The 24,910-nt window shown below is 65.5% G+C and carries 22 protein-coding genes; 14 read left to right on the forward strand and 8 right to left on the reverse strand.

From position 1 onward, the window contains the following. Positions 1 to 55 precede the first annotated feature (55 nt). Positions 56 to 2,548, reverse strand: a complete 2,493-nt coding sequence (gene ligD, locus HMP09_RS15505; protein ID WP_176501816.1) for a DNA ligase D — start codon at positions 2,546 to 2,548, stop codon at positions 56 to 58. A gap of 77 nt (positions 2,549 to 2,625) precedes the next feature. Continuing rightward, positions 2,626 to 3,492, reverse strand: a complete 867-nt coding sequence (gene ku / locus HMP09_RS15510) for a non-homologous end joining protein Ku (RefSeq protein WP_176501105.1) — start codon at positions 3,490 to 3,492, stop codon at positions 2,626 to 2,628. A 109-nt stretch (positions 3,493 to 3,601) separates the two neighbouring features. On the opposite strand from ku, the gene pdxH reads away from it, so the two are divergent. Genes pdxH through HMP09_RS15525 form a run of 3 tightly spaced genes read left to right on the forward strand, consistent with a single transcriptional unit; the run spans position 3,602 to position 5,928 of the window. Then, positions 3,602 to 4,180, forward strand: a complete 579-nt coding sequence (gene pdxH / locus HMP09_RS15515; RefSeq protein ID WP_176501106.1) for a pyridoxamine 5'-phosphate oxidase — start codon at positions 3,602 to 3,604, stop codon at positions 4,178 to 4,180. After that, positions 4,177 to 5,124 carry a cation diffusion facilitator family transporter gene (locus tag HMP09_RS15520; RefSeq protein WP_176501107.1) on the forward strand — a complete coding sequence of 316 codons (948 nt, stop codon included), beginning with the start codon at positions 4,177 to 4,179 and terminating at the stop codon, positions 5,122 to 5,124. The genes pdxH and HMP09_RS15520 overlap by 4 nt, the downstream gene beginning before the upstream one ends. A gap of 12 nt (positions 5,125 to 5,136) precedes the next feature. After that, positions 5,137 to 5,928: a PhzF family phenazine biosynthesis protein gene (locus tag HMP09_RS15525; protein WP_176501108.1), complete on the forward strand. Its 792-nt coding sequence runs from the start codon at positions 5,137 to 5,139 to the stop codon at positions 5,926 to 5,928. A 69-nt stretch (positions 5,929 to 5,997) separates the two neighbouring features. Here the strand turns inward: HMP09_RS15525 and HMP09_RS15530 are convergent, their stop codons facing one another. Together HMP09_RS15530 and mnmA are read right to left on the reverse strand one after the other, a co-directional pair. Beyond that, the gene (locus tag HMP09_RS15530) at positions 5,998 to 6,246 is read right to left on the reverse strand and encodes a UvrB/UvrC motif-containing protein (RefSeq protein ID WP_176501109.1); all 249 of its coding nucleotides are present in this window, start codon (positions 6,244 to 6,246) and stop codon (positions 5,998 to 6,000) included. 36 nt (positions 6,247 to 6,282) lie between these two features. After that, positions 6,283 to 7,404, reverse strand: a complete 1,122-nt coding sequence (mnmA, locus tag HMP09_RS15535; RefSeq protein ID WP_176501110.1) for a tRNA 2-thiouridine(34) synthase MnmA — start codon at positions 7,402 to 7,404, stop codon at positions 6,283 to 6,285. A 195-nt stretch (positions 7,405 to 7,599) separates the two neighbouring features. Here mnmA and HMP09_RS15540 point away from each other — a divergent pair, with 195 nt between their 5' ends. The 3 genes from HMP09_RS15540 (at position 7,600) to HMP09_RS15550 (ending at position 8,582) form a co-directional block, all read left to right on the forward strand. Further along, positions 7,600 to 7,827, forward strand: coding sequence for a hypothetical protein (locus HMP09_RS15540; protein WP_176501111.1), 228 nt, complete (start codon positions 7,600 to 7,602; stop codon positions 7,825 to 7,827). Positions 7,828 to 7,930: 103 nt separating this feature from the next. Beyond that, positions 7,931 to 8,230 carry a CtrA inhibitor SciP gene (gene sciP, locus HMP09_RS15545; RefSeq protein ID WP_056061087.1) on the forward strand — a complete coding sequence of 100 codons (300 nt, stop codon included), beginning with the start codon at positions 7,931 to 7,933 and terminating at the stop codon, positions 8,228 to 8,230. Between the two features lie 94 nt (positions 8,231 to 8,324). Further along, on the forward strand, positions 8,325 to 8,582 hold the full coding sequence (locus HMP09_RS15550; protein WP_176501817.1) for a GlsB/YeaQ/YmgE family stress response membrane protein: 258 nt from the start codon (positions 8,325 to 8,327) through the stop codon (positions 8,580 to 8,582). A 246-nt stretch (positions 8,583 to 8,828) separates the two neighbouring features. Here HMP09_RS15550 and HMP09_RS15555 read toward each other — a convergent pair whose 3' ends face one another. Beyond that, on the reverse strand, positions 8,829 to 9,566 hold the full coding sequence (locus HMP09_RS15555; protein WP_176501112.1) for an SIMPL domain-containing protein: 738 nt from the start codon (positions 9,564 to 9,566) through the stop codon (positions 8,829 to 8,831). Between the two features lie 207 nt (positions 9,567 to 9,773). Between HMP09_RS15555 and HMP09_RS15560 the strand changes: the two genes are divergently transcribed. The 3 genes from HMP09_RS15560 to HMP09_RS15570 all read left to right on the forward strand — a co-directional run bounded on the left by HMP09_RS15560 (position 9,774) and on the right by HMP09_RS15570 (position 15,621). Then, entirely contained in the window at positions 9,774 to 10,964 is a 1,191-nt protein-coding gene (locus HMP09_RS15560) for an efflux RND transporter periplasmic adaptor subunit (protein WP_176501818.1), read from the forward strand. Positions 10,965 to 10,968: 4 nt separating this feature from the next. Next, on the forward strand, positions 10,969 to 14,190 hold the full coding sequence (locus tag HMP09_RS15565; protein ID WP_176501113.1) for an efflux RND transporter permease subunit: 3,222 nt from the start codon (positions 10,969 to 10,971) through the stop codon (positions 14,188 to 14,190). 162 nt (positions 14,191 to 14,352) lie between these two features. Continuing rightward, positions 14,353 to 15,621, forward strand: a complete 1,269-nt coding sequence (locus HMP09_RS15570) for a DUF445 domain-containing protein (protein WP_232090371.1) — start codon at positions 14,353 to 14,355, stop codon at positions 15,619 to 15,621. Positions 15,622 to 15,887: 266 nt separating this feature from the next. On the opposite strand, the gene HMP09_RS15575 is transcribed toward HMP09_RS15570, so the two are convergent. Beyond that, positions 15,888 to 18,161, reverse strand: coding sequence for a YadA family autotransporter adhesin (locus tag HMP09_RS15575; protein WP_176501114.1), 2,274 nt, complete (start codon positions 18,159 to 18,161; stop codon positions 15,888 to 15,890). Between the two features lie 557 nt (positions 18,162 to 18,718). Beyond that, positions 18,719 to 19,372, reverse strand: a complete 654-nt coding sequence (locus HMP09_RS15580; RefSeq protein ID WP_176501820.1) for an HAD family hydrolase — start codon at positions 19,370 to 19,372, stop codon at positions 18,719 to 18,721. 143 nt (positions 19,373 to 19,515) lie between these two features. Between HMP09_RS15580 and HMP09_RS15585 the strand changes: the two genes are divergently transcribed. From HMP09_RS15585 to HMP09_RS15605, 5 genes are read left to right on the forward strand one after another with little or no spacing between them, the layout of a single operon-like run. Continuing rightward, a complete protein-coding gene (locus HMP09_RS15585; RefSeq protein WP_176501115.1) occupies positions 19,516 to 20,625 on the forward strand; it encodes an ABC transporter permease in 1,110 nt (369 codons plus the stop codon). Beyond that, positions 20,625 to 21,521 carry an ABC transporter ATP-binding protein gene (locus HMP09_RS15590; RefSeq protein ID WP_176501116.1) on the forward strand — a complete coding sequence of 299 codons (897 nt, stop codon included), beginning with the start codon at positions 20,625 to 20,627 and terminating at the stop codon, positions 21,519 to 21,521. Before HMP09_RS15585 ends, HMP09_RS15590 begins: the two co-directional genes overlap by 1 nt. Then, entirely contained in the window at positions 21,521 to 22,486 is a 966-nt protein-coding gene (locus HMP09_RS15595; RefSeq protein WP_176501117.1) for an MlaD family protein, read from the forward strand. Before HMP09_RS15590 ends, HMP09_RS15595 begins: the two co-directional genes overlap by 1 nt. Before the next feature lie 8 nt (positions 22,487 to 22,494). Next, a complete protein-coding gene (locus HMP09_RS15600) occupies positions 22,495 to 23,076 on the forward strand; it encodes an ABC-type transport auxiliary lipoprotein family protein (protein ID WP_176501118.1) in 582 nt (193 codons plus the stop codon). A 48-nt stretch (positions 23,077 to 23,124) separates the two neighbouring features. Continuing rightward, the gene (locus HMP09_RS15605) at positions 23,125 to 23,418 is read left to right on the forward strand and encodes a plasmid stabilization protein (RefSeq protein WP_176501119.1); all 294 of its coding nucleotides are present in this window, start codon (positions 23,125 to 23,127) and stop codon (positions 23,416 to 23,418) included. Positions 23,419 to 23,598: 180 nt separating this feature from the next. Here the strand turns inward: HMP09_RS15605 and xylA are convergent, their stop codons facing one another. Next, positions 23,599 to 24,906, reverse strand: a complete 1,308-nt coding sequence (xylA, locus tag HMP09_RS15610; protein ID WP_176501120.1) for a xylose isomerase — start codon at positions 24,904 to 24,906, stop codon at positions 23,599 to 23,601. Positions 24,907 to 24,910: the final 4 nt, after the last annotated feature.

Below are 24,910 nucleotides of genomic sequence, written 5' to 3' on the forward strand. Positions count from 1 at the left end.
CGGCCTCCGCCGGGGTGGGAATGGGGATGGGGATGGGGAGGGGGCGGGGTAGGGGTCACAAATCCGGCAGCACCTGATCGGCCACGCCCCAACCTTCCAAACCCCGCGACCCGGCCCGCTCGATCAACTCTGCCCCATCCCGAACACCCCATCGCGCCGCCGTGTCGATATCGCGCAACTCGCTCCACGATACCGGCGCCGCCACCGGCGCCCCCGCCCTGGCCCGTGCCGAATACGGCATCACCGCCGTCGCGCCGCGCTGGTTGCGCAGCCAGTCGATGAAGATCCGCCCCTTCCGTTTCGCCTTCGCCATCGTCGCGACGAAGCGTTCCGGCTCGGCGCTCGCCAGCGCGCGCGCGAACCGATCCGCAAAGTCCTTCACCGCCGGCCATTCCGCCTCCGGGGTCAGCGGCACGACGACATGCACGCCCTTGCCCCCCGACAGCATCGGAAAGCTGATTAGCCCCAGTTCCGCCAGCTGGTTCTTCAGATGCTCGGCCGCCGTCTTCGTATCGCCAAAGTCGAGCCCCTCGTCGGGATCAAGATCGAACACAAGCCGATCGGGTTTCTCCAAGGTCGCGTTCGACGAGCCCCAGCCGTGGAACTCGATCGTCCCCATCTGCACGCACGCGACCAGCCCGTCGGCATCGTCGACATACAGATAATCTTCGGTCGATCCGTCCTTCTCGCGGATCGCCACCTTGTGGACCGCGTCGCCAAAGCTGCCCGCATCGTGTTTCTGGAAGAAGCAAGCGCGCGACCGGCCCTGCGGACAGCGGACGAGGCTGATCGGTCGGTTGCCCGCGACCGGCAGCATGATGCCGGAGACCGCGACGTAATAATCCGCGAGATCGCCCTTGGTAACGTCCGATTTGTCGAAGAGGACGCGGTCGCGGCTGCTGACCTTTATAGTCGTTTCCGGTGCGGCGCTTTCAGCCACCTCCGGCAGCGAGGCAGGCGTCTCGGCAACGACGTCCTTCGCCGCCTTGTCCCCGCGCAGGCCGATGAAGCTCGAATGGCGCAGCACGCCATCGGGCGTGACCTCGGCAAACGCGATTTCGGCGACCAGCTTCGGCGTCACCCATTTCGCGCCGCGCACGGCGGCCTTGGGCGCATCGACCGTCGGTGTCTTGCGGTCGAGCGCGTCGAGTTTGTCGCGCAGGTCGTCCATCAGCGCCTGATCGAACCCGGTGCCGACCTTGCCCGCGTACCGATACCCCTTGCCTTCGCGGACGCCGAGCAACAGCGACTTGAACCCGCGCTTCTTGTCGGATGGGAGCCAGCCGACGATCACGAACTCCTGCCGGTGCGTGCATTTGACCTTGAGCCATGCCTTGGTCCGCTTGCCGAGATACGGCGCGTCGGCGCGTTTCGAGACGATGCCTTCAAGGCCTTCGCGGCACATCGTCTCGAACAATTGCTCGCCCGCACCAATGACGTGGTCGGAATAGCGCAGGCGATCCTCGTCCTCCGGGATAATCGGCTGCAGCCGCGCCTTGCGATCGAGGTTGGAGAGCCCGGTCAGGTCTTCGTCGTCGAGCGCGAGCAGATCGAACGCGAACAACGTTATGTCGCCGCCGGCGGAGATGGCGTCCTTCAACGTCGAGAAATCGGGATGGCCATCCTTGAACGCGACGATCTCGCCGTCGATCAGTGCGGATTTGACGGGGAGCTTGGCGGCTGCTGCGGCGATGGCCGAGAACTTGTCGGTCCAGTCTAGGCCGGTGCGCGTGAACACCTTCGCCTTGCCGTTCGCGACGGAGACAAGCGCGCGGTACCCGTCGTACTTGACCTCGTGCAGCCACGCGGAACCGGTCGGAACGGCATCCACCAGTGTACAGAGTTGCGGTTCGACGAAGGCGGGGGCTGATTGGCGTGTTCTCCCGCGAACGCGGGAGTCTAGGGTAACGGGCGTTGCGCTTGGAGCCCTGGACCCCCGCCTGCGCGGGGGAACGGCTTTCTCGATTGCCGGCGCGTCCTTCCCCTCCGCGATCTCGACCATCGTCCGCCCGGTCGAAACGCTGGTCAGCGCCTCCTCGACGAGCACATCCGTCCCGCCGGCTGCCGCATCGTCGATCTTGCGCAGCAGCCAGTTCTCGCGCTTCTCCTTGGCACGTGGTTTCAGCCGGATCAGCAGCCACTCGCCCTTCATCCGCTCGCCCTCGAGCAGGAAGTGGAGATGGCCCTTGTCGATATCCTTCGCCGACTTGCCCTTGATCGGCGACCAAGTGCCGCGGTCCCACAGCATGACCGTGCCGCCGCCATATTCGCCGGCGGGGATCGTGCCTTCGAACGTCGCATAGCCGAGCGGATGGTCCTCGGTGCGGACCGCAAGGCGTTTTTCGTTCGGGTCGAGGCTGGGGCCGCGCGTGACCGCCCAGCTCTTGAGCACGCCGTCGATTTCCAGGCGGAAATCCCAGTGGAGCCGTGTGGCGTCATGCTTCTGGACCATGAAGCTGTTGCCGTTGCCAGGCGCGAGCGTACCCGCGGGCTCGGCGGTCTTGGCGAAGTCCCGCTTGGCATTGTACAGCGCGAGGGGATCCGGCACTTCAGCCACCGTTGTTCTCCTCCGAAGGCGGGAGCCCCGTCTGGGTCCCTGCCTTCGCGGGGAAACAACGCTGCACGCTACGCACGCTTTTTAGCCGGCGCACGTTTGGCGGGGGCTTTCTTCGCGGGCGCTTTCTTCTCAGGCGCCGCCGTCCCCCCACTCTTCTCCATCGACTTCTTCAACGCCGCCATCAGGTCGACCACGTTCGAGCCCGTCTTCCCCCCGGTGTCCTTGTCCTCGATGATCTTCTTCCCGTTCGCCTTGCGCTTGCGTTCGATCAGGTCCTTCAGCGCATCGACATAGCGATCGTGGAACTCCTGCGGGTGGAAGTCGCCGCTGCGCTTCCCGATCAGTGCCTCGGCCAGTTCCAGCAGCTCCTCGGACGGCTTGTCATCGGGAATGTCGCGGAAATACCCTTGCGCCTTGTGCACCTCGTCGGCGTAGCGCAGCGTCTCCAGCACCATCCCGCGCCCGCATGGCTTAAGGCTCACGACATATTCGCGCCCACGCATGGCGAGCTGGCCGAGCCCGACCTTCTTCGTCCGCCGCAACGCCTCGCGCAGCACGATGAACGCCTCCTCCGCGAGATCGTCGGCCGGCACCACGAAATAGGGCTTCTCGTAATAGAGCACGTCGATCTCGCTCGCATCGACGAACTGCGTCAGCTCGAGCGTCTTCTTCGATTCGAGCTTCACCGCGTCGATCTCGTCCTGCTCGAGCAGGACATATTCGCCCTTCGAGACCTCATAGCCCTTCATGATCTCGTCCGCGTCGACCGGGCCGACGCCGGTGACGACCTTGTCGTAATGGATCGGCTGGCCCGACGGCTCGTGGATCTGCTTGAACGACACCGCCGCGCCGGACTTGGTCGCGGAATAGATCTCGACCGGGATCGAGACGAGGGCCAGCCGGATCTGTCCCTGCCAATACGCGCGCGCTGCCACCTTGCGTGTTCCTTCGTTGCGGAAACGATTCGATTACCTGGGTCAATCATCGGCACGGTAGAGTCGTTCCAAAGTTTCGCTCCGTCCCAAATCCCGCTATGGCGCGCGCATGTCAGACAATCCCTTCACGCTGTTCGATAGCTGGTACGCCGACGCCAAGGAGTCCGAGCCGAACGACCCGAACGCGGTCGCGCTCGCGACGGCCGATGCCGAGGGGCGGCCTTCGGTGCGCATGGTGCTGTTGAAAGGCCATGGTCCCGACGGCTTCGTGATCTACACCAACCGCGAAAGCCGCAAGGCGGACGAGCTGGCCGCCAATCCGCAGGGTGCATTGCTGTTCCACTGGAAGTCGCTGCGCCGGCAGATCCGGATCGAAGGTCCGGTGACGCACGCGACCGACGCCGAATCGGACGCCTATTTCGCCTCGCGCGGTCGCGACTCGCGGATTGGCGCCTGGGCCTCGGAGCAGTCGCGGCCGCTCGACACCCGCGAGACATTCGAGCAGCGCGTCGCCGAGATGACCGCGAAGTTCGAGGGCCAGGACGTGCCGCGGCCGCCGCATTGGGGTGGCTACCGTGTCACGCCGACGCGGATCGAATTCTGGCAGGACCGCGCGCACCGCCTGCATGAGCGGCGGCTGTTTACCCGCGAAACCGGCACTTGGGCCGAAGGACTGTTGTTCCCATGACCCAGGACGAACGGCGCAGGGTTATTCCCCTCGCAACCCGCGCGGCGCTCGCCAGCGTCGCGATGGCGTGTTTCCTGCTGCTGCTGAAGGCGTTTGCGGCGTGGTCGACGGGCTCGGTCGCGATGCTCGGCTCGCTTGCCGATACCGCGCTCGACCTGCTTGCGTCGCTGGTCACGCTGTACGGCGTGCGGCTCGCCGCAACGCCTGCGGATCACGATCATCGCTTCGGCCACGGCAAGGCAGAGGCGCTGGCCGCGTTGTTCCAGGTCATGCTGATCACCGCCTCGGCGGTCGGCATAGCGTGGCGCGCGATCCTCGCGTTCAACGATCCGCAGCCGACCACCGGCGCCGATTTCGGCATCGGCGTGTCGGTCATCGCGATCGTCGCGACCGTGTTCCTGCTCGCCTATCAGCGGCGCATCATCCGCCAGACCGGCTCGGTCGCGATCCTTGCCGACAACGTGCATTACCAGTCCGACGTGCTGCTCAACGGCTCGGTGATCGTCGCGCTGGTGCTCGATCAATATGTCGGGTGGAGCGGTGCGGATCCGATCTTCGGCATCGTCATCGCGCTGTGGCTCGCCTGGGGCGCGTTCTCGGCTTCGTCCAACGCGATCGACCAGCTCATGGACAAGGAATGGCCCGAGGATCTGCGCGCGCAGTTCCTCGACGTCGCCGCGCGTCAGCCCGGCATCCGTGGTATCCACGATTTCCGCACGCGGCGCTCAGGGAGCCATGATTTCGCGCAGTTCCACATGGAGGTCGCACGCGACCTGACCGTGGCGAACGCGCATGACATCGTCGAAGCCGTGGAGCGCAACCTGCGCACCGCCTTCCCCAAGGTCGAAGTGTTGATCCACCTCGATCCCGAGGGCCATGTCGACACCGACAATCCGCTGGTCGAGGCGGACGTGACGCCGCACTGGTTCGGCAAGCGCGTTTAAGAGGGTCAAGCCATGAGAATACCGTTCGCGCAGATCGATGCGTTTTCCGACACCCCGTTCGGCGGCAACCAGGCCGCGGTGATGCCGCTGTCGACGTGGCTCGACGACGCAGTGCTGTTGAACATCGCGGCGGAGAACAATCTGAGCGAGACCGCGTTCATCGTCGCATCGGACGACGAGGGCGTCGATTTCGACCTGCGCTGGTTCACGCCGGGGGCGGAAGTCGCACTGTGCGGCCACGCGACGCTGGCGAGCGGGCATTTCGTGCTGTCGTCGGATACCGCGCGGGATCGGGTCCGGTTCCGGACGCGGCAGGCGGGGATGCTGGAGGTTGCGCGTGCGGGCAGCGGCTACACGCTGGAACTGCCCGCGTGGGGGCCTAGCCCGAAGGCGATCCCGGAGATCGTCACGGCGTTGAATATCGAGTCGCCGGTCGAGACCTTGTGGCACGACAAGGGATATGCGCTCGTGATCGTGGAGAACGAGGGTCTGGTGCGCGACCTGAAGCCGGACTTCGCCGCGCTGGCGGCATTCCCGATCGTCGCGATCGTCGCGGCACGGGGCGAGGCGACCGACATCGTCAGCCGTGTCTTCACACCCTATTACGCGATCAACGAGGATCCGGTGACGGGCTCTGCGCATGCGGTAATGGTGCCCTACTGGGCGCCGACGCTCGGCAACAGCTTCACCGCCTATCAGGCGAGTGCGCGTGGCGGGAAGCTGACGTGCCGGCTCGAGGACGACCGGGTGGTGCTCGGTGGATCGTGCGTGACGACGATCGAGGGCACGTTCCTGCTGCCTTGATTTCGCTCCAAAATACCCCGTCATCCTGACTTTCGTCAGGATGACGGAAAAAACAGGGCGGGGTCAAGCCTACCGCTTCCGCCCCTTGGTCATCGGATCGGGCTTCTTGGGCTTAACCCACCCTGGCGGTGGCGTCATGCGCTGCTGACTGGTGCCAAGCCCCATCGCGCCCGGCTGTTGCCGCGTCAGCCCGACCGTGTCCGCCTCCTTCCCGCCGCCGCGCAACACGCTGATCTGATCGCGCAGCCGGCTCGCGGTTTCGAAGTCCATCGCGGCGGCGGCGGCTTCCATCTGGCGGCGAAGGTCTTCGATATCCATGCCGCCTCAACGCGCCAAACCCACAAAGGGCGCAGGTCAGGCGGCGACCATTGCCGCTTCGGTCTCCGCGATCCAGCCGCCGCCGAGCACGCGCTCGCCCGCGTACAGCACCGCCGCCTGACCGGGCGCCACGCCATATTCCGGCGCATCGAACACCACGCGGTCGCCGACCAGACGCGCGGGGACGGGCTTGGCCATCGACCGCACCTTGGCGGTGAGCGGCCCGGAAAAGTCGCCGCCGAGCCAGTTGATATCGGTCATCCGCGCCGCCTCGACCGCGAGGGCGCGGCGGGGGCCGACGACGACTCGCTTTGTCTCGGGCTCGACCCGCACGACATAGAGCGGCTCGGGGCTGCCACCGATCTCCAGCCCGCGACGCTGGCCGACGGTGAAGTGGATCAGCCCGCGATGCTCGCCAAGCTTAGTGCCGCCAAGATCGACGATATCGCCCGCCGTCTCCGCCGCCTCGGGCCGCAGCTTCTTCACCAGCCCGGCATAATCGCCATCGGGTACGAAGCAGATATCCTGGCTGTCGGGCTTGGCCGCGACGCCGAGGCCCAGTTCCGCGGCGATCTCCCGCACGCGTGCCTTGGGCAAACCACCAAGCGGAAAGCGCAGATAGTCGAGCTGGCTCTGCGTCGTCGCGAACAGGAAGTAGCTCTGGTCGCGCGCCGGATCCGCCCCGCGGTGAAGCTCGGCGCCGTGTATGCCCTCGACACGCCGGACGTAATGCCCGGTCGCTAGGCAATCCGCGCCGAGATCGCGCGCAAGCTTCAGCAGGTCGGTGAATTTCGGCCCCATGTTGCACTGGACGCAGGGGATCGGCGTGCGGCCGGCGAGGTATTCGTCGGCGAACTTGTCGACCACCTGCTCGCGGAAGCTGGTCTCATGGTCGAACACATAGTGCGCGATGCCAAGCCGGTCGCACACCGCGCGCGCATCGCGGATATCGCGACCGGCACAACACGAGCCCGCGCGGCCGACCGCCTCGCCGTGATCGTAGAGCTGCAACGTCACGCCGATCGTCTCGGCACCCGTGGCGTGCGCGAGCGCGGCGACGACCGAGCTGTCGACGCCGCCCGACATCGCCACGACGATGCGCTTTCCGGCCATGCCCGCATCGGCAGTGGCCCCGAGTTGAAAATCGGTCTGATCCATGCGGCGCTACATAAGCGCGGAGGCACCGCGTTGCAAAAAGACGCGTCGATTAACCTGGATCAGGCTGAACCGAGCGAAAAATGCGACCGACGAACACTGCGATGCGACAAATCGAGCTCGGGGCGACCGGTGTTTTACGCCGTCTTCATCCCCTTGGCCTAGACCGGGGTTTCCGAGAGTGAAGCGAGTATCCCGTTGGACCTGAGTTTTCCCCGTTTCGATCGCGACGCAGAGGTCACCCTGTTACCGGGTGACCTGGCCGTCCTGATCGTCGGTATCGCCGCCCGGCAGGCAGCGAGCCCGACAGCGGCGGTGCAGGCGGGATTTGCTCGCGCCACGATCGATCCGAAGCTGTTCGCGCCGCTCCACGGTGCGTTCAATGGGCCGATGGCCGCGGCGCTGACGCGTTGGAAGGAGGAATGAAGATGCTGTTTACCGCGGCGTTTCAGTCGATCTTCAAGACCTGCGATTACTGGTCCAACACGCATATCGAGAGGGGGCCCCCCGCCCCGATCAGAGGTTTCAAATGATCGAGAACCAGAAAATTCGTCCCGGCAAGGTTATCGGGCCGTTGGGCGAGCAGCTGACGCTGGACAGCCTGCCACCGCCGAGCACCACGCGCTGGGTCGTGCGCCGCAAGGCCGAGGTGGTCGCTGCGGTGAATGGTGGGTTGCTGAGCGTCGACGACGTCTGTGCGCGCTACGGCCTGACGGTTGAGGAATTCGCCGGTTGGCAGCGGGCGATCGATCGGTCGGGCATGCCGGGGCTGCGCGTGACGCGGATTCAGCATTATAAGTCATTGTACGAGCGCCAACAAAAGTATTGAGCGGCAAAACTCAAAACGCGAGCGGAACAAAAAACGCCGCTCGCACGTCTTTCCGCCATCGCCCGGATACGGGTTCAACGGAGGGAACGTTATGATTAACCTGATCATTTGGCTGATTGTCGGTGGCGTGATTGGCTGGATTGCAAGCATGATCATGCGCACGGACGCGCAGCAGGGCATTTTCCTGAACATCATCGTCGGCATCGTCGGCGCGTTCATTGGCGGCCTGATCATCTCGGGCGGGTCGATCAACAATGCACCGCTCAACATCACGTCGTTCATCGTGTCGCTGCTGGGTGCGATCATCCTGCTCGCGATCGTGAACCTCGTGCGTCGCGGTAGCGTTCGCTAAGAGTTCGCTTCTTCACGCGAAATCGAAGAAGGGCCGTCCGGGCGACCGGGCGGCCCTTTTTTTGTTCGGGCATCTAGAAATCCTCCCCCGCAAGGGGGAGGTGTCGCTGTAGGTGACGGAGGGGGAGGACACGGAGCAGAGGTTGCCCTGTCCTCCCCCTCCGTCTGGCAAATGCCAGCCACCTCCCCCTAGCGGGGGAGGATCAAGTGCCAGACACCTCCCCTGACGGGGAGGGTCCAGCGCGGGTCAGTTCAGCAGGAAGCGTACCGACAGCGTGACCGTCACGTCCTTCTCGCCCGGTGCGATCTGCGTGCTGTCCTTGGCCAGCGAAGCGCGCGCCATGAACATCGGCTGTGGCGAACCGCCCGTATCCTGGCCCGATTCGGCGATCGAGACGATTCGCGATACGCGCAGCCCCGCCGCCTTGGCGTAGAGATCCGCGCGACGCTTGGCCTGCGCGATCGCATCGGTCCGTGCCTCGTCGAGCGCCGCGTCGGGCTTGTCGATCGACAGGTTCGGTCCGTCGATCTGGTTCGCGCCTTCCGCCACCAGCGCATCCAGGATCGTCCCCGACTTCGCGACGTCGCGGAAGCGGATCGAGACGGTGTTGGTCGCCTGATAGCCGGTGATCACGGGCGGCTGGTTGTCGGCATAACGATATTGCGGTGCGAGCTGGACGTTCGAGGTGGCGACGTCGCGGGGGGCGACGCCGGCACGCTTCAGCGACGCCAGAACCTTCGCCATCCGCTGCGCATTGTCGGCGAGTGCGGCCGCGGCCGTCGGCGACTGCGATACGACACCGGCGCGAATCGTCGCGAGGTCGGGGACGCGCGTCGTGCGGCCCTCGGCGGTCACGTCCAGAACGGTCCCGGCAGCGGGCACCATCGGTTCGACGGTCGTCGGCGCGGCCTGCGCCGTGGCAGCGACGGCGGGCAGGCCGATCGCCACGGTGGCGAGGGCGCTCAGGAACGATGCTGTCTTCATTGTTTCTCTCCGGTAGGTCACGGCCTGCCTGTCGTCCCACACAGTTCAACGCAAGCTGAACGGCATTGCGGATAGATCGGAATCGAAGCATGTCTGCGCTCCGCACGAGCCAAAGGGCTTGAGCGCGGTGACCTATTCAGATAATACAGCTTGCGAATGGCGAAGCGGGTCGAGACAAGACCGGTCGAAATTGGGATTGTGACGCGCATGAACTACGAGACGAAAATGGCCGGTCACATTGGCGCGAGCGACAGCGAAGACCAGCTTGTGCTCCCCGATTACACCGCCCCGTCGCACCGCCGTCGCAACATCATCATCGCGGTCGTCGTGGTGCTGGCGATCATCGGTGCCGTCTTCGCGTTCAGGGGCGGCAAGAAGGACGTCGCCGCCGGTCCGGTGGTCGAGCAGGTGCCGACCGTTTCGGTCGTGGTGCCGGGGCGCCAGGTCGTCGATCGCACGATTTCCGCCACCGGCACGATCGCGGCGCGTCGCGAAATGCCGGTCGGCGTCGCTGGCGAGGGCGGGATGATCACGCGCGTCCTGGTCGAGCCGGGCCAGTGGGTCGCGGCGGGTCAGGTGCTGGCGACGGTCGATCGCTCGGTCCAGACCGAGACCGCCGCGTCGCTTGCCGCTTCGGTCAGCGTCGCTCGGTCCGACGAGACGATCGCGCAGGCCGAACTCGATCGCGCCAAGCAGCTCGTCGATCGCGGCTTCATCTCGAAGGCCGATCTGCAGCGCAAGGCCGCGACGCGCGACGCCGCCGCCGCGCGCGTGAAGGTGGCGCAGGCGACGCTCGGCGAGGCGCGCGCGCGCAACGGTCGGCTCGATATCCGGGCGCCTGCCGCCGGGCTCGTGCTGACGCGCGGCGTCGAATCGGGTCAGGTCGTGGGGGCGGGCACCGGCGTGCTGTTCCGCATGGCGGCGGACGGCCAGATGGAAATGCGCGCGCAGTTGAGCGAAGCGGATCTCGCCGGGCTCCATGCCGGCGCGCGTGCGACGGTCGTTCCGGTCGGCACGACTCACGGCTTTCCGGGCCAGGTGTGGCAGGTGTCGCCCGTGATCGACCCGCAGAGCCGGCAGGGCATTGCGCGGATCGCGGTCAAGTACGACCCCGCGCTGCGGCCGGGCGGGTTTGCCGCGGCGACGATCGTCGGTGGCGCGACTCAGGCGCCGTTGCTCCCGGACTCCGCGCTGCAGAGCGATGAGAAGGGCAGCTTCGTCTATGTCATCGGCGCGGACGACAAGGCCGTGCGCCGTGATATCAAGATCGGCCAGGTGTCCGATGCGGGCGTGACGATTCTCAGCGGACTCGACGGAACCGAACGGGTAGTGTTGTCTGCGGGTGGGTTCCTGGCGCCCGGGCAGAAGGTGAAGCCGGTCACGAAGAAAGCGAGCTGAGCTCATGAACTTCCGCAACATCTCGGCCTGGGCGATCCGCAATCCGGTGCCGCCGATCGTGCTGTTCATCGCGTTGACGCTGGCGGGCATCGTCAGCTTCATGCGGATGGACGTGAACAACGATCCGGACATCGATTTCCCGATCGCGATCGTCGTCATCAACCAGCCGGGTGCTGCGCCGACCGAACTCGAGACGCAGGTCACGCAGCGCGTCGAGGCTGCGGTGCGTTCGCTCCAGGGCATCGACGAGATCACCTCGACCGTCACCGAGGGGACGTCGCAGACCGTCGTCCAGCTCAGCATCGGGACGCCGATCGACCGCGCCGTCACCGACGTCCGCGACGCGATCGCGCAGATCCGCAGCGACCTGCCCGAGGGTATCCTCGAGCCGCAGGTGTTCCGCGCGAACACCACCGACAACGATCTCGCCAGCTATTCCGTGATCGCCAAGGACATGACGGTCGAACAGCTCAGCTGGTACATCGACAACAACGTCGCCAAGGAATTGCTGTCGGTCCCCGGCATGGCCGCGGTCAACCGCAACGGCGGCGTCAGTCGCGAAATCCGCATCATCCTCGATCCGCTCAAGCTGCAGAGCCAGGGGCTCACCGCAAGCCAGGTCAACGCTCAGTTGCGGCAGGTCAACCTGAACGCGGCGGGTGGTCGTGCCGAGATCGCCGGATCCGAACAGTCGGTCCGCGTGCTCGGCAATGCGAAGGATGCGGTGGCGCTCGCGCAGACGCAGATCAGCGTCGGCAACGGCCGTACGGTACGATTGGCCGACATCGCGCAGGTCCGCGATCTCTACGCCGAACAGCGCAGCCGCGCCGCGATCGACGGTCGCCAGACGATCAGCTTCGATTTCCAGCGTTCCAAGGGGTCGTCCGACGTCACCGTCTTCAACGAGGCGGTGAAGAAGCTCGCGGCGATGGAAAAGCGCAATCCGAACGTGCATTTCGTGCTGCGTTCGAACAGCGTCAAATACACCGAGATGCAGTATGAGAGCGCGATCCACGCGATGATCGAGGGCGCGGTGCTCGCGGTGATCGTGGTGTTCCTGTTCCTGCGCGACTGGCGTGCGACGGTGATCTCGTCGCTGGCGATCCCGCTGTCGGCGATCCCCGCCTTCTGGTTCATGGACCTGCTCGGCTTCAACCTGAACCAGATGACGCTGCTCGCGCTCAGCCTGGTCGCGGGCGTGCTCGTCGACGACGCGATCGTCGAGATCGAGAACATCGTCCGCCACATGCGGATGGGCAAGTCCGCCTATCAAGCCTCGATCGACGCCGCCGACGAGATCGGTCTCGCCGTGCTGGCGACGACGATGGCGATCGTCGCGGTGTTCCTGCCGGTCGGCCTGATGCCGGGCATCTCGGGGCAGTTCTTCAAGAATTTCGGCCTGACGGTGGTCGCCTCGGTGCTGATGAGCCTCGCGGTCGCGCGCCTCGTCACGCCGATGCTCGCCGCGTATTTCCTCAAGTCCGCCGGCCCCGCCGTGCACGGCGAGGGCGTCCTGATGGACGGCTATATGGCGACGCTGAAATGGACGCTGGAAACCGGCAAGGCCAAGGCCTCGGCGGCACGCGGCGGCTTCCGCCGCGTTACCAGCCGGTTCCGCGATCACCGGTTCTGGGTGCTCGGGCTCGGCGTATTCGCGTTCCTGATGACGATCGTGATGTTCGCGGTCCTGCCGATGACCTTCCAGCCGGCGCAGGACAACGACACGTCGATGGCAGTGATCGACATGGTGCCGGGCACGACGCTGGCGCAGACCGAGGCGGTGGTGACCAAGGTCGCGGCGCTGATCGGATCGCAGCCCGACGTGCAGTCCGTCTACGCGCGCAGCGGCGCCAACGGCTCGGTCAACGCCGGCCGCGTCACCGCGACGCTCAAGGACGATCGCAAGATGAAGAGCACGGAGTTCGAGCGCAGCCTCGCACCCCAGCTCGCGGCGATCCCCGATGCGCGCGTTTCGTTCCGCTCGCAGAATGGCTGGGGCGGCAGCACGCGCGACATGAGCGTGACATTGGGCGGCGACGATCCCAAGCTGCTCGATGCGACCGCGCAGAAGATCGTGACCGAGATGTCGCGCCTGCCGACGCTGGTCGCGCCGCGCGTCGCCGGCAACATGCAGCGCCCGGAAATCGTCATCAAGCCGCGCTTCGATCTGGCCGCCAATCTCGGCGTGACGACGCAGGCGCTGTCGTCCGCGATCCGGATCGCGACGCTGGGCGATATCGATCAGAATTCGGCACGCTTCTCGCTGTCCGATCGCCAGATTCCGATCCGCGTCGCGCTCGATCAGGGCGCGCGCAGCGAGCTGTCGACGATCCAGAACCTGCCGGTGTCGACCGCATCGGGCGGCTCGGTGCCGCTCAATCTGGTGGCGGAGATCACGCTGGGTTCGGGGCCGACCAAGATCGACCGCGTCAACCAGCAGCGTCAGCTGACGATCGGCGCCGATCTCGCGCCCGGTATCGTCTCGGGCGTCGCGCAGAAGCAGATCGATGCGCTCCCGACGATGGCGAACCTGCCGACCGGTGTGAACAAGCTCGTGCTCGGCCAGTCGAAGTTCCAGGCGGAGATGATCAACAACTTCATCCTCGCGGTGATCGCGGGGACGTTCCTGGTCTTCGCGGTGCTGGTGCTGCTGTACCGCCGCGCGCTGCCGCCGTTCGTCAACATGGGCTCGCTGCTGCTGGCGCCGCTGGGAGGATTGCTGGCGCTGTGGGCGACGGGTAATCCAGTGTCGATGCCGGTGTTCATCGGCATTCTCATGCTGCTCGGCATCGTCGCCAAGAACTCGATCCTGCTGATCGACTTCGCGCTGGAGGAGATGGGCAAGGGCGTCGACGTGTGGACCGCGGTGGTCGATGCGGGACACAAGCGCGCGCAGCCGATCGTCATGACCACGGTTGCGATGGTCGCGGGCATGATCCCGACCGCGCTGTCGCTCGGCGGCGACGGATCATGGCGCGCGCCGATGGGTATCGTCGTGATCGGCGGGCTGGTCCTGTCGACCATCCTGACGCTACTGATCGTCCCCGCGGCGTTCAGCCTCGCGGTCGGGATCGAGCGGTATATCGGACCACGCCTCGGCCGCAGCCTGCTGACGTATCGCCCTGGCGACGACGGCAGCGAGGTGATCGGGATCGCCGGACCGTCCGGGCCGCGGCTCGGGCCGGTGACTCCCAAGCTGGGCGATGGCACGCAGCCAGCCGAGTGACGCCACCGCGCCCTTCGTGTTGAGCGACGTCGGATTTCCGCGCGACGGCGGAGCCCCTGGGCAGCGCGCACCGCGAAGGGGTTGCGCGCGAGGATCGTGGTCGAAAGCCGGATCCTCGTCAGGCCGCTTGAACTATCCCCGCGCTGGGGGATTGTTTCGGGCATGACAGTTTCCACCCGCACGCGCCCGGCGAGCGAAGCAACGCCGCCCGCCCTCGTCCGCATGCGGATCGTCGCGACCGGGCTGCTCGTGTTCATGGCCGCGACGTTCTTCGTCAGCCGCGCGCTCGTCCCCGTCCACCCCGCCTTCGCGTTCGTCCGCGCCTTTGCCGAAGCGGCGATGGTCGGTGGCCTCGCGGACTGGTTCGCGGTGACCGCGCTGTTCCGCCATCCGCTCGGGCTGCCGATCCCGCACACCGCCATCGTCCCGCGCAACAAGGATCGTATCGGCGACACGCTCGCGCAGTTCCTTCGCGCGAATTTCCTGATCCCCGTGGTGATCGCCAGGCGGACCCGCCGGCTCGACGTGGCGGGCGCGATCGCCCGATGGCTCACCGATCCGCCGGAGGGGGCAGGGGGGCGCTTTCGCCAGGGGGCGTCGAAGCTGGTCGCGCAGGTTCTCGAGGGGCTCGATCCCGCGCGGCTCGGCGGGATGGTCAAGGCCGGGATCGGCGCCCGCCTGCGCGCCACGGAGGTTTCGCCCATCCTCGGCCAGCTGCTCAAGGCTGCGATCGCCGAGCGCCGCCATGCACCGTTGCTCGAAAGTGCGATCCGCTGGGCGGCGAAGACGCTCGCGGCGAACGATCACCTCGTCCGCGCGATGGTCCACGACAAGGCAGGTTCGATCCTGCGCTGGACCGGGCTCGACACCACCGTCGCGGACAAGCTCATCAGCGGCTTCGACCGCCTGCTCGCGGAGATGGCAGAAGATCCGGAGCATCCGTTGCGCGTGAAGGCGGAGGAGGGGCTCGATCGGCTCGCCTGGGATCTGCAATATGACCGCCGCATGCGCGAGCGCGTCGAGACGATGAAGAACGAACTGCTCGACAACCCTGCGATGCAGCGCTGGCTCGACGGCTTGTGGGAACAGGCGCGGGGCGCGCTGCTGGCGATCGCGCGCGATCCCGAGCGCGCGATGGCGGGCAAGCTCGGCGACATCCTGCGCCAGTTCGGCGAGACGTTGCAGCACGATCCGCGCATGTCGCGGACGATCAACCGGTTCGTGCGGCGTGCAGCGGTCGGCGCTGCGGAGGATTACGGCGACGGAATCGTCAAGCTGGTCTCGGAAACGGTCCGCAGCTGGGACGCCGACACGATCACCCGCCGTCTGGAAAACGCCGTCGGCCGCGACCTGCAATATATCCGCGTGAACGGCACGATCGTCGGCGGTCTGGTCGGACTGGTGATCCACAGCGTGGATGTACTGGTGTGAACGCCTAAAACGCTCGGGTACTGATACATACCTTTGCCGAGTGTTTTCACGACGTTAGGCGGGCGCAACGCATCGATGATGGCGCAGGCCCTGTACCTGAACGACAACAGTCGACCGGTCCCCCTTGCACGCCAATGCAAACCCTTCAGCCACGCAAGTTCGCAGGACGTCTTTGCGAGAAAAAACCGCTAAACTGCCGGTCCGTTGGAAGGCCCATCGGCAGTGCACGTAGCGAGCGGTGGCTTGCCACCGCTCGCCACTTAGCTTTACCAGCCGAACGTTACCCCGACGCGTCCACCCGTCGAGCCCTTGACCGTCGATCCCGCTATGCCGCCGGAAACGTAAACGCGGTCGACCACCTTCGCGATGCCTGACCCGGAAAAGCCCTGCTCACCACGATAGGTTGCGAGGTTGAATGACACCGCCATCGTCGAATCGGGCGGCAGAATCGTTCCGCCCAGCGCCATCGCCGCAGCGATGCCGCCCTCCGCCTGCGTTGCCTGGCGCTGAAGAGCAGCCGTGCGCCCTTCGAGGGTAGCGGCACGCAGTTCCAAGGCGCCAGTCCGGCCTTCGAGAACGCCAGTACGGCTTTCCAGCGTCGTAGTGCGTCCGTCGAGTCCGCTGAGCGTTCCGATGTTCAGCGCGCTGGTTGCGAGATTGCCTAGGCCATCGGTAGTGATAAGGCTCAGCGCACCGGTTTGCGCGACACGGCTAGCCGACGACACGACACCGGCAAGCGTCACCGTCGAGGTCGCGCTACCCAAAGCTAGCTGCCCATCTCGACTGGCAACCGCGCCATCGCCGATCGCAACCGACGAGGCGCCGCTTGCAACCGCATTTGGCCCAACCGCAACCGCGTTGGTCCCGGATGCCTGTGGTCCTGGCGCGGTTGAATTTGCGCGGAAATACGTTCCGTTGGCAGTGGCGACATTAGCGGCCGCCAGCGCGGTTGCGGCGTCGGTCCGTGCGAGGTTGGCCGTCGTCTGTGCCGTGCCCGCCGATGTCAGCGCTGCCGTTGCATTGGTATTGGCCGTATTGGCAAGCGTCTGTGCGGTGCCTGCCGATGTCAGCGCTGCCGTTGCGTTGGTATTGGCCGTGCTAGCGAGCGCTTGAGCTGTGTTCGCGGATGTTTGCGCCGCAGCGACGTTCGTATTGGTCGCGAACAACTGCTGCCCCGTCACCGCGTCGGTGCTGGTCGAGGTCAGCGCGCCATTGGCAACGTTGACGATGCTGCGTTCTGCCCCGACCGCGCCGACTGAGACCGTATTGGCAACATCGGCAACCGAATTGGCGCCGATCGCGACGCTGTTCGCGGCTGACGCGGTCGCACTTGAACCGACCGCAACCGCTTCTGCACCGCTTGCCTGGGCCACCGGACCAGTCGAATTGACTGCAACATACGCATTGGTGCCTCCCGCCTCCAACGCGTCGACACGGTCGTTCGTCGCCAAAAGCTGTGAACCGTTGACGGCATCGGTGCTTCCGGTCGCGAGATTGCCCGCGGCGACGTTTACGATGCTGCGTTCAGCGCCGACGGCGCCGACCGATACGGTGTTTGCGACATTTGCCACCGATCCTGCACCGAGCGCCACGCTATTGCCCGAAAGGGCCGAACTGTTCGCGCCGATGGCCACTTTCGTTCCGCCATCGCCGAAGGCACTCGCCCGTTCTCCGATCGCGATGTTACTGGCTTGAAGGCCACTAGCGTTGCTGTTTGTACCAGTAGCAATGTTACCGCCCTGATCGCCGCTTGCATTGCTGAATTGGCCCGTCGCGATATTATTTCCTTGAATACCGTTTGAATCACTCAATTGCCCGATCGCAATATTATTGCCTTGGCCGCCACTCGCGTTGCTTCCGACGCCAGAGGCAAAATTGTATCCCTGTTCTCCGCTGGCATTGCTGGCTGTGCCCGTTGCAACGTTATTGCCCTGAACGCCGCTAGCGTTGCTGTCGGCCCCTGTCGCGGTGTTGTTGCCTTGCACGCCGCTGGCGTTGCTATTGGCACCGGTTGCGGTGTTTGCCGCTTGGCCGCCGCTGGCATTGGCATTCAACCCGGTCGCGGTGTTTTCCGGTGTGCCTGTCGCATCCGCGTTAGTGCCGGTCTGTGTTTGCGCTGTCGCGGGAGCCGCAAAAAGCAGTGCGCCCGTCAGCGCGAGTGCCGAAGCTTGCGCCAGTAAAGAGAGGCTGTGATCGGCAAAGCCTGAATTGCTGCCGGAGATGCGCCGGCGACGATGATTGCTGGCGGTACGATCGGTCATTTTGCTTCCCCATGTTTCCTGCCCGCCGATGTTTGACATCGATCTGGGCGCGTCGGTGACGCCCAGGTCGATCACGTCCCAGTGGATGGTTGTCGCCGCAAGAGCGTGCCGGTTCCGGCCGCCCATTCCTCCCCTTCGCGTGGAAACCTCGCAGCGAATCATTCTGCGTCGGTTCCATCGACGCGATTCATCACACGCAAATGTATGTTCGTTCAATACAATATAGGATAAATATTGAATGCAGCGCTTTGATTTCACGGATAGTTCAGTTTTGATCATTACATCCAAATCCGATGAAACTCTTTTGACGAGCGAAAAGTTTTAGCGCGCCGAATTCTATACTAGCCCCATGCGGGCGGGCGGGGTGAATGGTTAAGCATGGCTTAACGCTTACTTGCCCCGCCGTGCTGTATGCGACGCAGAACTTGAACAAAGATCGTTTGCGGCGGCGGCGGGAGGCCCGTCTCGACCGCGGCGCTATCAGGGCAGCGAATGCGAACTGTACCGGATCGTCCGTGACCGTTGCCGTTCACAGCCTAGACCGCGTGCCGAATACACGCCGTCGCGTTGCCAAGCGTCGATCACGCAAGCGATCCGCTGCAAGTCCGTGCGTAGACATGTTCCCGAACGGTCCTTTCCAAAAAAGGAGCGTTCGAATCTTGAGGAACGGGTTGGCTGGCCTGAACCGCAGACTGGTTTCCGGCCGCCTCGCTCTTTGACTAGCGGTCATCGCAAGGACGACAGTTCGCTTGAATGTTTTCTCAAGGCGAGCATGTCGCTCGAGGACACTGGATTACGCAGCTTGCCGCCAGGCAGCTACTGTTCCCACCGGGACGCTACCGTTCCCAATCCGGCATCGGCCAGCCTCTGGCCTTGGCCAGCAACCGCAACGGCCCGTGCGCATTCACCGCGAAAGGTTCGTCGGCCCACTCGAAGGTCGGGGCGTCGGAGACATGATCGGAGTAGAATCGCACATGCGCGTCCGCCCGCGCGATGCCTTCGCGGTCCATCCAGGCTTCGATCATCCGCAGTTTTGCCGGGCCGTAGCAATTCTCGCCCTCGATCCCGGCGAGCAGCATCCCATCACGGTCGCGCACGCTCTCCGTCCCGATCACTGCGTCGAAGCCCAGTCGCCGCGCGATAGCCTCGACGTAGAAGCGGTACGACGCGGTCGCCATCACCAGCCGGTAGCCGGCGGCGCGGTCTGCCTCGATCTGCGCGCGGGCGCTGGTGAACACGCCGTCGCGCATCACGCGGTCGGCAAAGGCGTCGGCGCTTCGGCGTTCTTCGGCAGGCGTCATGCGCTTGCCGAGCATCATCCGCTGCATCAGATATTTGAGCCGGCCGCGGCTGATCAGCTTGCCGACATAGCCCAGCGCCGCGACCCCCGCGAACGGGACGAGCGCCAACCGCCACGGCGCACCGCTGCTGCGCGCGGTCTGGAGCAGGAACGGCGTCCAGGTCGGTGCGTGCGTGATCGTCTTGTCCATGTCGTAGATCGCGAGACGGATCGCGCGCGAGGCGCTGGCGGTCGAGGCGGAAGGGGAGGGGGCCGGTGCAGAAGGAGTCATCGTCGTCGCTTACGCCGCATTCATCTTGCCGATCCAGTCACTTTGCCGCAAAGGTACCCCCTATGAGCGCGATGGCCGATTTCCAGCAGGACGGTGCCGATACCGGCACGCTTCGCTTTACCGGCGATCTGTCGCTCGCGAAGATCGGCAATCTGCCCGATCGGCTCGAGGCGATCGATGCGGCTTCGGTGAAGCATGTCGACCTTAGCGGCGTCGACCGGATCGACACGATCGGCGCCTGGGTCGTCCACCGGTTCGCGGCGCGCAACGACGCGACGATCGCGGGGCTCGACGAAAACGACCAGGCGCTGTTCGATCAGGTCGTCGCGTCGGACCAGCCGATCGCCGCCAAGCCGGCGAAGGTCAGCGCGCTGTCCCGCGTGGTCGGCGAGATCGGCGACGCGGTCGTGCTGTCGGGCAAGACGATGCTCGGCCTGCTCGGGTTTCTCGGCGCGACGACGATCGCGTTCGGCAGCGTCATCCGCCATCCGCGCCGTTTCCGTTTCAACGCCGTCGTCCAGCGCTTCGAGGTCGTCGGCGTTGCCGCGCTCGGCATCGTCGGGCTGATGAGCTTCCTGATCGGCATGGTCATCGCGCAGCAGGGCGCGGTCCAGCTTCGCCAGTTCGGCGCCGAAGTCTTCACGATCAACCTCGTCGGCCGCCTGACGATCCGCGAGCTCGGCCTGCTGATGACCGCGATCATGGTCGCGGGCCGCTCGGGCTCGGCGTTCGCGGCACAGCTCGGCACGATGAAGCTGACCGAGGAGATCGACGCGATGCGGACGATCGGCGTGTCGCCGATGGAGGCGCTGGTGCTGCCGCGCGTTCTGGCGGCGATCGTGATGATGCCGCTGCTCGGCTTCTATGCTTCGGTCATCGCGATCATCGGCGGCGGACTGCTGTGCTGGGTCCAGCTCGGCATTCCGCCGGTGACGTTCATCGCGCGCATCCGCGAGGTCGTGCCGATCACGGATCTCTATATCTCGCTGATCAAGGCGCCGGTGTTCGGCGCAATCATTGCGATCGCCGGCTGCTTCCAGGGGATGCAGGTCGAATCGGATGCCGAGCAGGTCGGGCTGCGCACGACCTCCGCGGTCGTCCAGGGCATCTTTCTGGTGATCGTGCTCGACGCGTTCTTCGCGGTGTTCTTCACCTGGTTGGGTTGGGACTGATGCCCCGCAAGACAGACGATATCATCATCTCCGTGAAGGGGTTGAAGAACGCGTTCGGCGATTCTGTCGTACACGAGGGGCTCGACCTCGACGTGCGGCGTGGCGAGATCCTTGGCGTCGTCGGCGGGTCGGGGACCGGCAAGTCGGTGCTGATGCGCTCGATCATCGGCCTGCAGACGCCGGTCGCGGGCGAGGTCACGGTGTTCGGCGAGCCCAATATCGGCCGCGAGGAAACCGAGGCGACCGAGATCCGCAAGCGCTGGGGCGTGCTGTTCCAGGGCGGCGCGCTGTTCTCGACGCTGACGGTGGCCGAGAATGTCGAAGTGCCGTTGCGCGAATTCTATCCGGATTTGTCGCCGGCGCTGCTCGCCGAGATCGCGTCGTACAAGGTGGTGATGACGGGCTTGCCCGCCGACGCCGCGAACAAGTTTCCCGCCGAGCTGTCGGGCGGCATGAAGAAGCGCGCCGGCCTCGCCCGCGCGCTGGCGCTCGACCCGGAATTGCTGTTCCTCGACGAGCCGACCGCGGGCCTCGATCCGATCGGTGCGGCGGCATTCGACGGGCTGACCCAGTCGTTGCAGAAGACGCTCGGGCTGACCGTGTTTCTGATCACGCACGATCTCGATACGCTGTATGCGATCTGTGACCGTGTTGCCGTACTGGCCGACAAGAAGGTCATCGCGGTCGGCACGATCGACGAACTGATCGCGCTCGATCATCCGTGGATCGAGGAATATTTCAAGGGGCCGCGCGGCCGTGCCGCGGTCGCGACTCAGAACGCGCACGAACGCGCCGACGAAGAAGCAGCCCGACACCCTACCGAAGTCCAGTCCAAGCAGTCCGCGCCGGACGACGCCGACGCGACATACGCCGAGAAAGAAGCAAGGACGCGCTGATGGAAACCCGTTCGAACCACGTCCTAGTCGGCGCCGTCGTGCTGATCCTGCTAGCCTTGCTAGCGCTGTTCACCGTGTGGATCGCGCGGATCGGCGGCAAGGAAGAGAAGGAATACGACATCTTCTTCCGCCAGTCGGTCGACGGACTCGCGCGCGGCTCCGCGGTGGTGTTCTCCGGCGTGCCGTCGGGACAGGTGAAGACGATCTCGCTGTGGAAGAACGATCCGCAGTTCGTCCGCGTGCGGATCAGCGTCAACGACGAGACGCCCGTGCTGCAGGGCACGACCGCGTCGATCTCCGGCGTCGGCTTCACGGGCGTCAGCCAGATCTCGCTCGATGGCGCCCGCAAGGGTGCGCCGGCGATCGGTTGCCCCGACACGAAGACGCCGACCGAATGCCCGTATGGCGTGCCGGTGATTCCGACGAAGCTCGGTGGTCTGGGCGCGATCCTGAACTCGGCACCGCAGTTGCTGGAGCGCCTGTCGACGCTGACCGAGCGCCTGACCGGCTTGCTGACCGATCGTAACCAGGCATCGATCGCGGGTATCCTCGAGAACACCAACCGCCTGACCGATGCGCTTGCCGATCGTGGGCCCGAGATTGCCGCGACGCTCGCGCAGACCCGTGTTGCGATCCAGCAGGCGGGCGACGCAGCACAGCAGTTCGGCGTGCTCGCCAAGACCACCAACGGCGTGCTGTCCGAGGACGTGAAGCCGGCGATGGCGAACCTGAACAAGGCGATCGTGTCGGCGCAGACCAGCGCCGAAACGCTCAATGCGGCGATCGGCGATGCGCGTCCGGGGTTGCAGGCCTTCTCCAAGACGACGATCCCCGAGGCCAACCGTCTGGTCCGCGACCTCCGCACGACCGCCGCGGCGCTTTCGTCGGTCGCCGAGAAGGTCGACCAGCAGGGTGCGAGTTCGCTGATCGGGCAGCAGAAGCTCCCGGATTACAAGGGTAAGTGAGGCACGCCATGAAGACACCGCTCATCCTGATCGCGATGCTGCCACTCGCCGGGTGCATCAGCTTCGGCGCGAAACCGCCCCCCACGTTGCTGACGCTGACGAGCGCATCGTCGGTGCCGGTCGGCCAGAACCAGGATTCGGCGACCGCGAAGTCGATCACGATCCAGGTTCCGGTCGTGCCGCAGTCGCTCGCGACCGCGCGCGTGCCGGTGCAGGCCACGCCGACCTCGATCGCCTACGTCACCGAGGCGCAGTGGGCCGAGCCTCCGGCGCGGCTGTTCGCGCGGCTGGTGTCGGATACGGTCGCGGCGCGCACCGGGCTGGTGGTGCTGTCGACGGCGCAGTCGGTCGGCGATCCGGGCGGCTTGCTCGGCGGCGAGCTGCGGTCGTTCGGGCTCGACGCGACGACTCGCGAGGCGGTCGTGACGTTCGATGCCTCGCTGACCCGCGTGGGCAAGACGACGGTTGAGAAGCATCGCTTCGAGGCGCGCGTGCCGGTTGCGGCGATCGATGCCCCCTCGGCTGCGGCTGGGATCAACCAGGCGGCGAACCAGGTCGCGACCCAGGTGGCGGACTGGATCGGTCGCTGAACGCGATGCCGGCCTGAGCGTTGACGGTCTCTCATCAGGAGAGCGGCGATGCCACAGGGTGACAAGAGCGCGTACACCGACAAGCAGAAACGCAAAGCCGCGCACATCGCGGACGGCTATGAAGAGCGCGGCGTCCCGGAGAAGGACGCCGAAGCTCGCGCCTGGGCCGTCGTGAACAAGGATTCCGGCGGTGGCAATCTGTCCGGCTCCGGTCGCGGGAAGCCCGATACGCATGCGTCTTCGCACGAAGGCGGGAAGCAGGCGGCTGGGCGAGCCGCGTCAGCGAAGTCGGCCGCTGCGAAGAAATGGTGGGAGACGCGGCGGAAAAACGGCTCGGGCTGATGCCCGGTTGTCGGCCGCTCGTCCCACCGCGAGCAGGTCGCGGTGCAGCGTCGTCTCAGCATCGGCATCGCGTCTCTTCAGGCCGGGCAAAACGCCGTGACCGTCAGAACCGACGCGCATCCCAGCGCCATCGGGAAATGCCCGATCCCGCGCCGGAGCGCAGGATCGGGTAGTCGTCGGTCAGAGCATGCGGTTGATGAGGTTCTCGATCCGCTCCTGCTGGCCCGAGACCGGCTTTGGATCGATGCCGCGCTCGATCGCCAGGTCGGCGATGCCGGCAAGGTCCAGCCCACCGATCGCGCCGCCGAATTCGCCGTCCCAGCCGGCATAGCGCTTGGCCTTGATCGCATCGATGCGGCCGTCTTCGATCAGCTTGGCCGCGTTCAGCAGGCCCTTCGCGACGACGTCGATCGCGCCGACATGACCGTAGAACAGGTCCGCCGGGTCCATGCTCTGGCGCCGCACCTTGGCGTCGAAGTTGAAGCCGCCGGTCGTGAACCCGCCGGCGCGGATGATCTCGAGATTGGCGAGCGTCAGTTCCTCGACCGAGTTGGGGAATTGATCCGTATCCCAGCCATTCTGCGGATCGCCGCGATTGGCATCGATCGAGCCGAAGATCCCCAGCGCCGCCGCGGTCGCGATCTCATGCTCGAACGTATGGCTGGCCAGCGTTGCATGGTTCGCCTCGATGTTCACCTTGACCTCGTTCTCCAGGCCATAGCGCTTGAGGAAGCCGTATACCGTCGCGGTGTCGAAGTCGTACTGATGCTTGGTCGGCTCGAACGGCTTGGGTTCGATCAGGATCGTGCCGGTGAAGCCGATCTTGTGCTTGTGCTCGACGACCAGGCTCAGGAAGCGGCCGAAATTGTCGAGCTCGCGCTTCATGTCGGTGTTGAGCAGCGTCTCATAGCCCTCACGACCGCCCCACAGCACATAGTTCTGGCCACCCAGCCGGTGCGTCGCCTCGAGCGCGTCGCGCACCTGCATCGCACCGAACGCGAACACTTCCGGATCGGGGTTGGTCGCGCCGCCGGCGGCGAAGCGCGGGTGGCTGAACAGGTTGGCGGTGCCCCAGAGGAGCTTGCGACCCGTTGCGGCCTGGAGCTGTTCGAGATGGTCGACCGCTTCGGCAAAGAACGTCCGGTGCTCGGTGATGTCGTTGGCATCGGCCATCACGTCGACGTCGTGGAAGCAATAATAGGGCACGTCGAGCGTCTTGAAGAAGTCGAACGCGACCTCGCGCTTCATCGCCGCCGCTGCGCTGTCATTGGCACCGCGATGCCACGGGCGATCGAACGTGCCGCCGCCGAACACGTCGGAGCCGGGCCAGCAGAAGGTGTGCCAGAAGCACGCGGCAAAGCGGAGGTGATCCTCCATCCGCTTGCCAAGGACCATCTTGTCCTTGTCATAGAAGCGATAAGCCAGCTCGTTGGTGCTGTCGGGGCCCTCATATTTGATCTGGGGGATATTGGCGAAGAAGTCGGACATCGGG

Origin of the sequence: Sphingomonas sp. HMP9 (assembly GCF_013374115.1) — a bacterium.
Classification (GTDB): domain Bacteria; phylum Pseudomonadota; class Alphaproteobacteria; order Sphingomonadales; family Sphingomonadaceae; genus Sphingomonas.

Excerpts from the sequence above, each read along its gene's own strand:
- pdxH (WP_176501106.1), top strand. The coding sequence starts at position 3,602 with ATGTCAGACAATCCCTTCACGCTGTTCGATAGCTGGTACGCCGACGCC.
- HMP09_RS15520 (WP_176501107.1), top strand. The coding sequence starts at position 4,177 with ATGACCCAGGACGAACGGCGCAGGGTTATTCCCCTCGCAACCCGCGCG.
- HMP09_RS15525 (WP_176501108.1), top strand. The coding sequence starts at position 5,137 with ATGAGAATACCGTTCGCGCAGATCGATGCGTTTTCCGACACCCCGTTC.
- HMP09_RS15530 (WP_176501109.1), bottom strand. The coding sequence starts at position 6,246 with ATGGATATCGAAGACCTTCGCCGCCAGATGGAAGCCGCCGCCGCCGCG.
- mnmA (WP_176501110.1), bottom strand. The coding sequence starts at position 7,404 with ATGGATCAGACCGATTTTCAACTCGGGGCCACTGCCGATGCGGGCATG.
- sciP (WP_056061087.1), top strand. The coding sequence starts at position 7,931 with ATGATCGAGAACCAGAAAATTCGTCCCGGCAAGGTTATCGGGCCGTTG.
- HMP09_RS15555 (WP_176501112.1), bottom strand. The coding sequence starts at position 9,566 with ATGAAGACAGCATCGTTCCTGAGCGCCCTCGCCACCGTGGCGATCGGC.
- HMP09_RS15560 (WP_176501818.1), top strand. The coding sequence starts at position 9,774 with ATGAACTACGAGACGAAAATGGCCGGTCACATTGGCGCGAGCGACAGC.
- HMP09_RS15565 (WP_176501113.1), top strand. The coding sequence starts at position 10,969 with ATGAACTTCCGCAACATCTCGGCCTGGGCGATCCGCAATCCGGTGCCG.
- HMP09_RS15570 (WP_232090371.1), top strand. The coding sequence starts at position 14,353 with ATGACAGTTTCCACCCGCACGCGCCCGGCGAGCGAAGCAACGCCGCCC.
- HMP09_RS15575 (WP_176501114.1), bottom strand. The coding sequence starts at position 18,161 with ATGATCAAAACTGAACTATCCGTGAAATCAAAGCGCTGCATTCAATAT.
- HMP09_RS15580 (WP_176501820.1), bottom strand. The coding sequence starts at position 19,372 with ATGGACAAGACGATCACGCACGCACCGACCTGGACGCCGTTCCTGCTC.
- HMP09_RS15585 (WP_176501115.1), top strand. The coding sequence starts at position 19,516 with ATGAGCGCGATGGCCGATTTCCAGCAGGACGGTGCCGATACCGGCACG.
- HMP09_RS15590 (WP_176501116.1), top strand. The coding sequence starts at position 20,625 with ATGCCCCGCAAGACAGACGATATCATCATCTCCGTGAAGGGGTTGAAG.
- HMP09_RS15595 (WP_176501117.1), top strand. The coding sequence starts at position 21,521 with ATGGAAACCCGTTCGAACCACGTCCTAGTCGGCGCCGTCGTGCTGATC.
- HMP09_RS15600 (WP_176501118.1), top strand. The coding sequence starts at position 22,495 with ATGAAGACACCGCTCATCCTGATCGCGATGCTGCCACTCGCCGGGTGC.
- HMP09_RS15605 (WP_176501119.1), top strand. The coding sequence starts at position 23,125 with ATGCCACAGGGTGACAAGAGCGCGTACACCGACAAGCAGAAACGCAAA.
- xylA (WP_176501120.1), bottom strand. The coding sequence starts at position 24,906 with ATGTCCGACTTCTTCGCCAATATCCCCCAGATCAAATATGAGGGCCCC.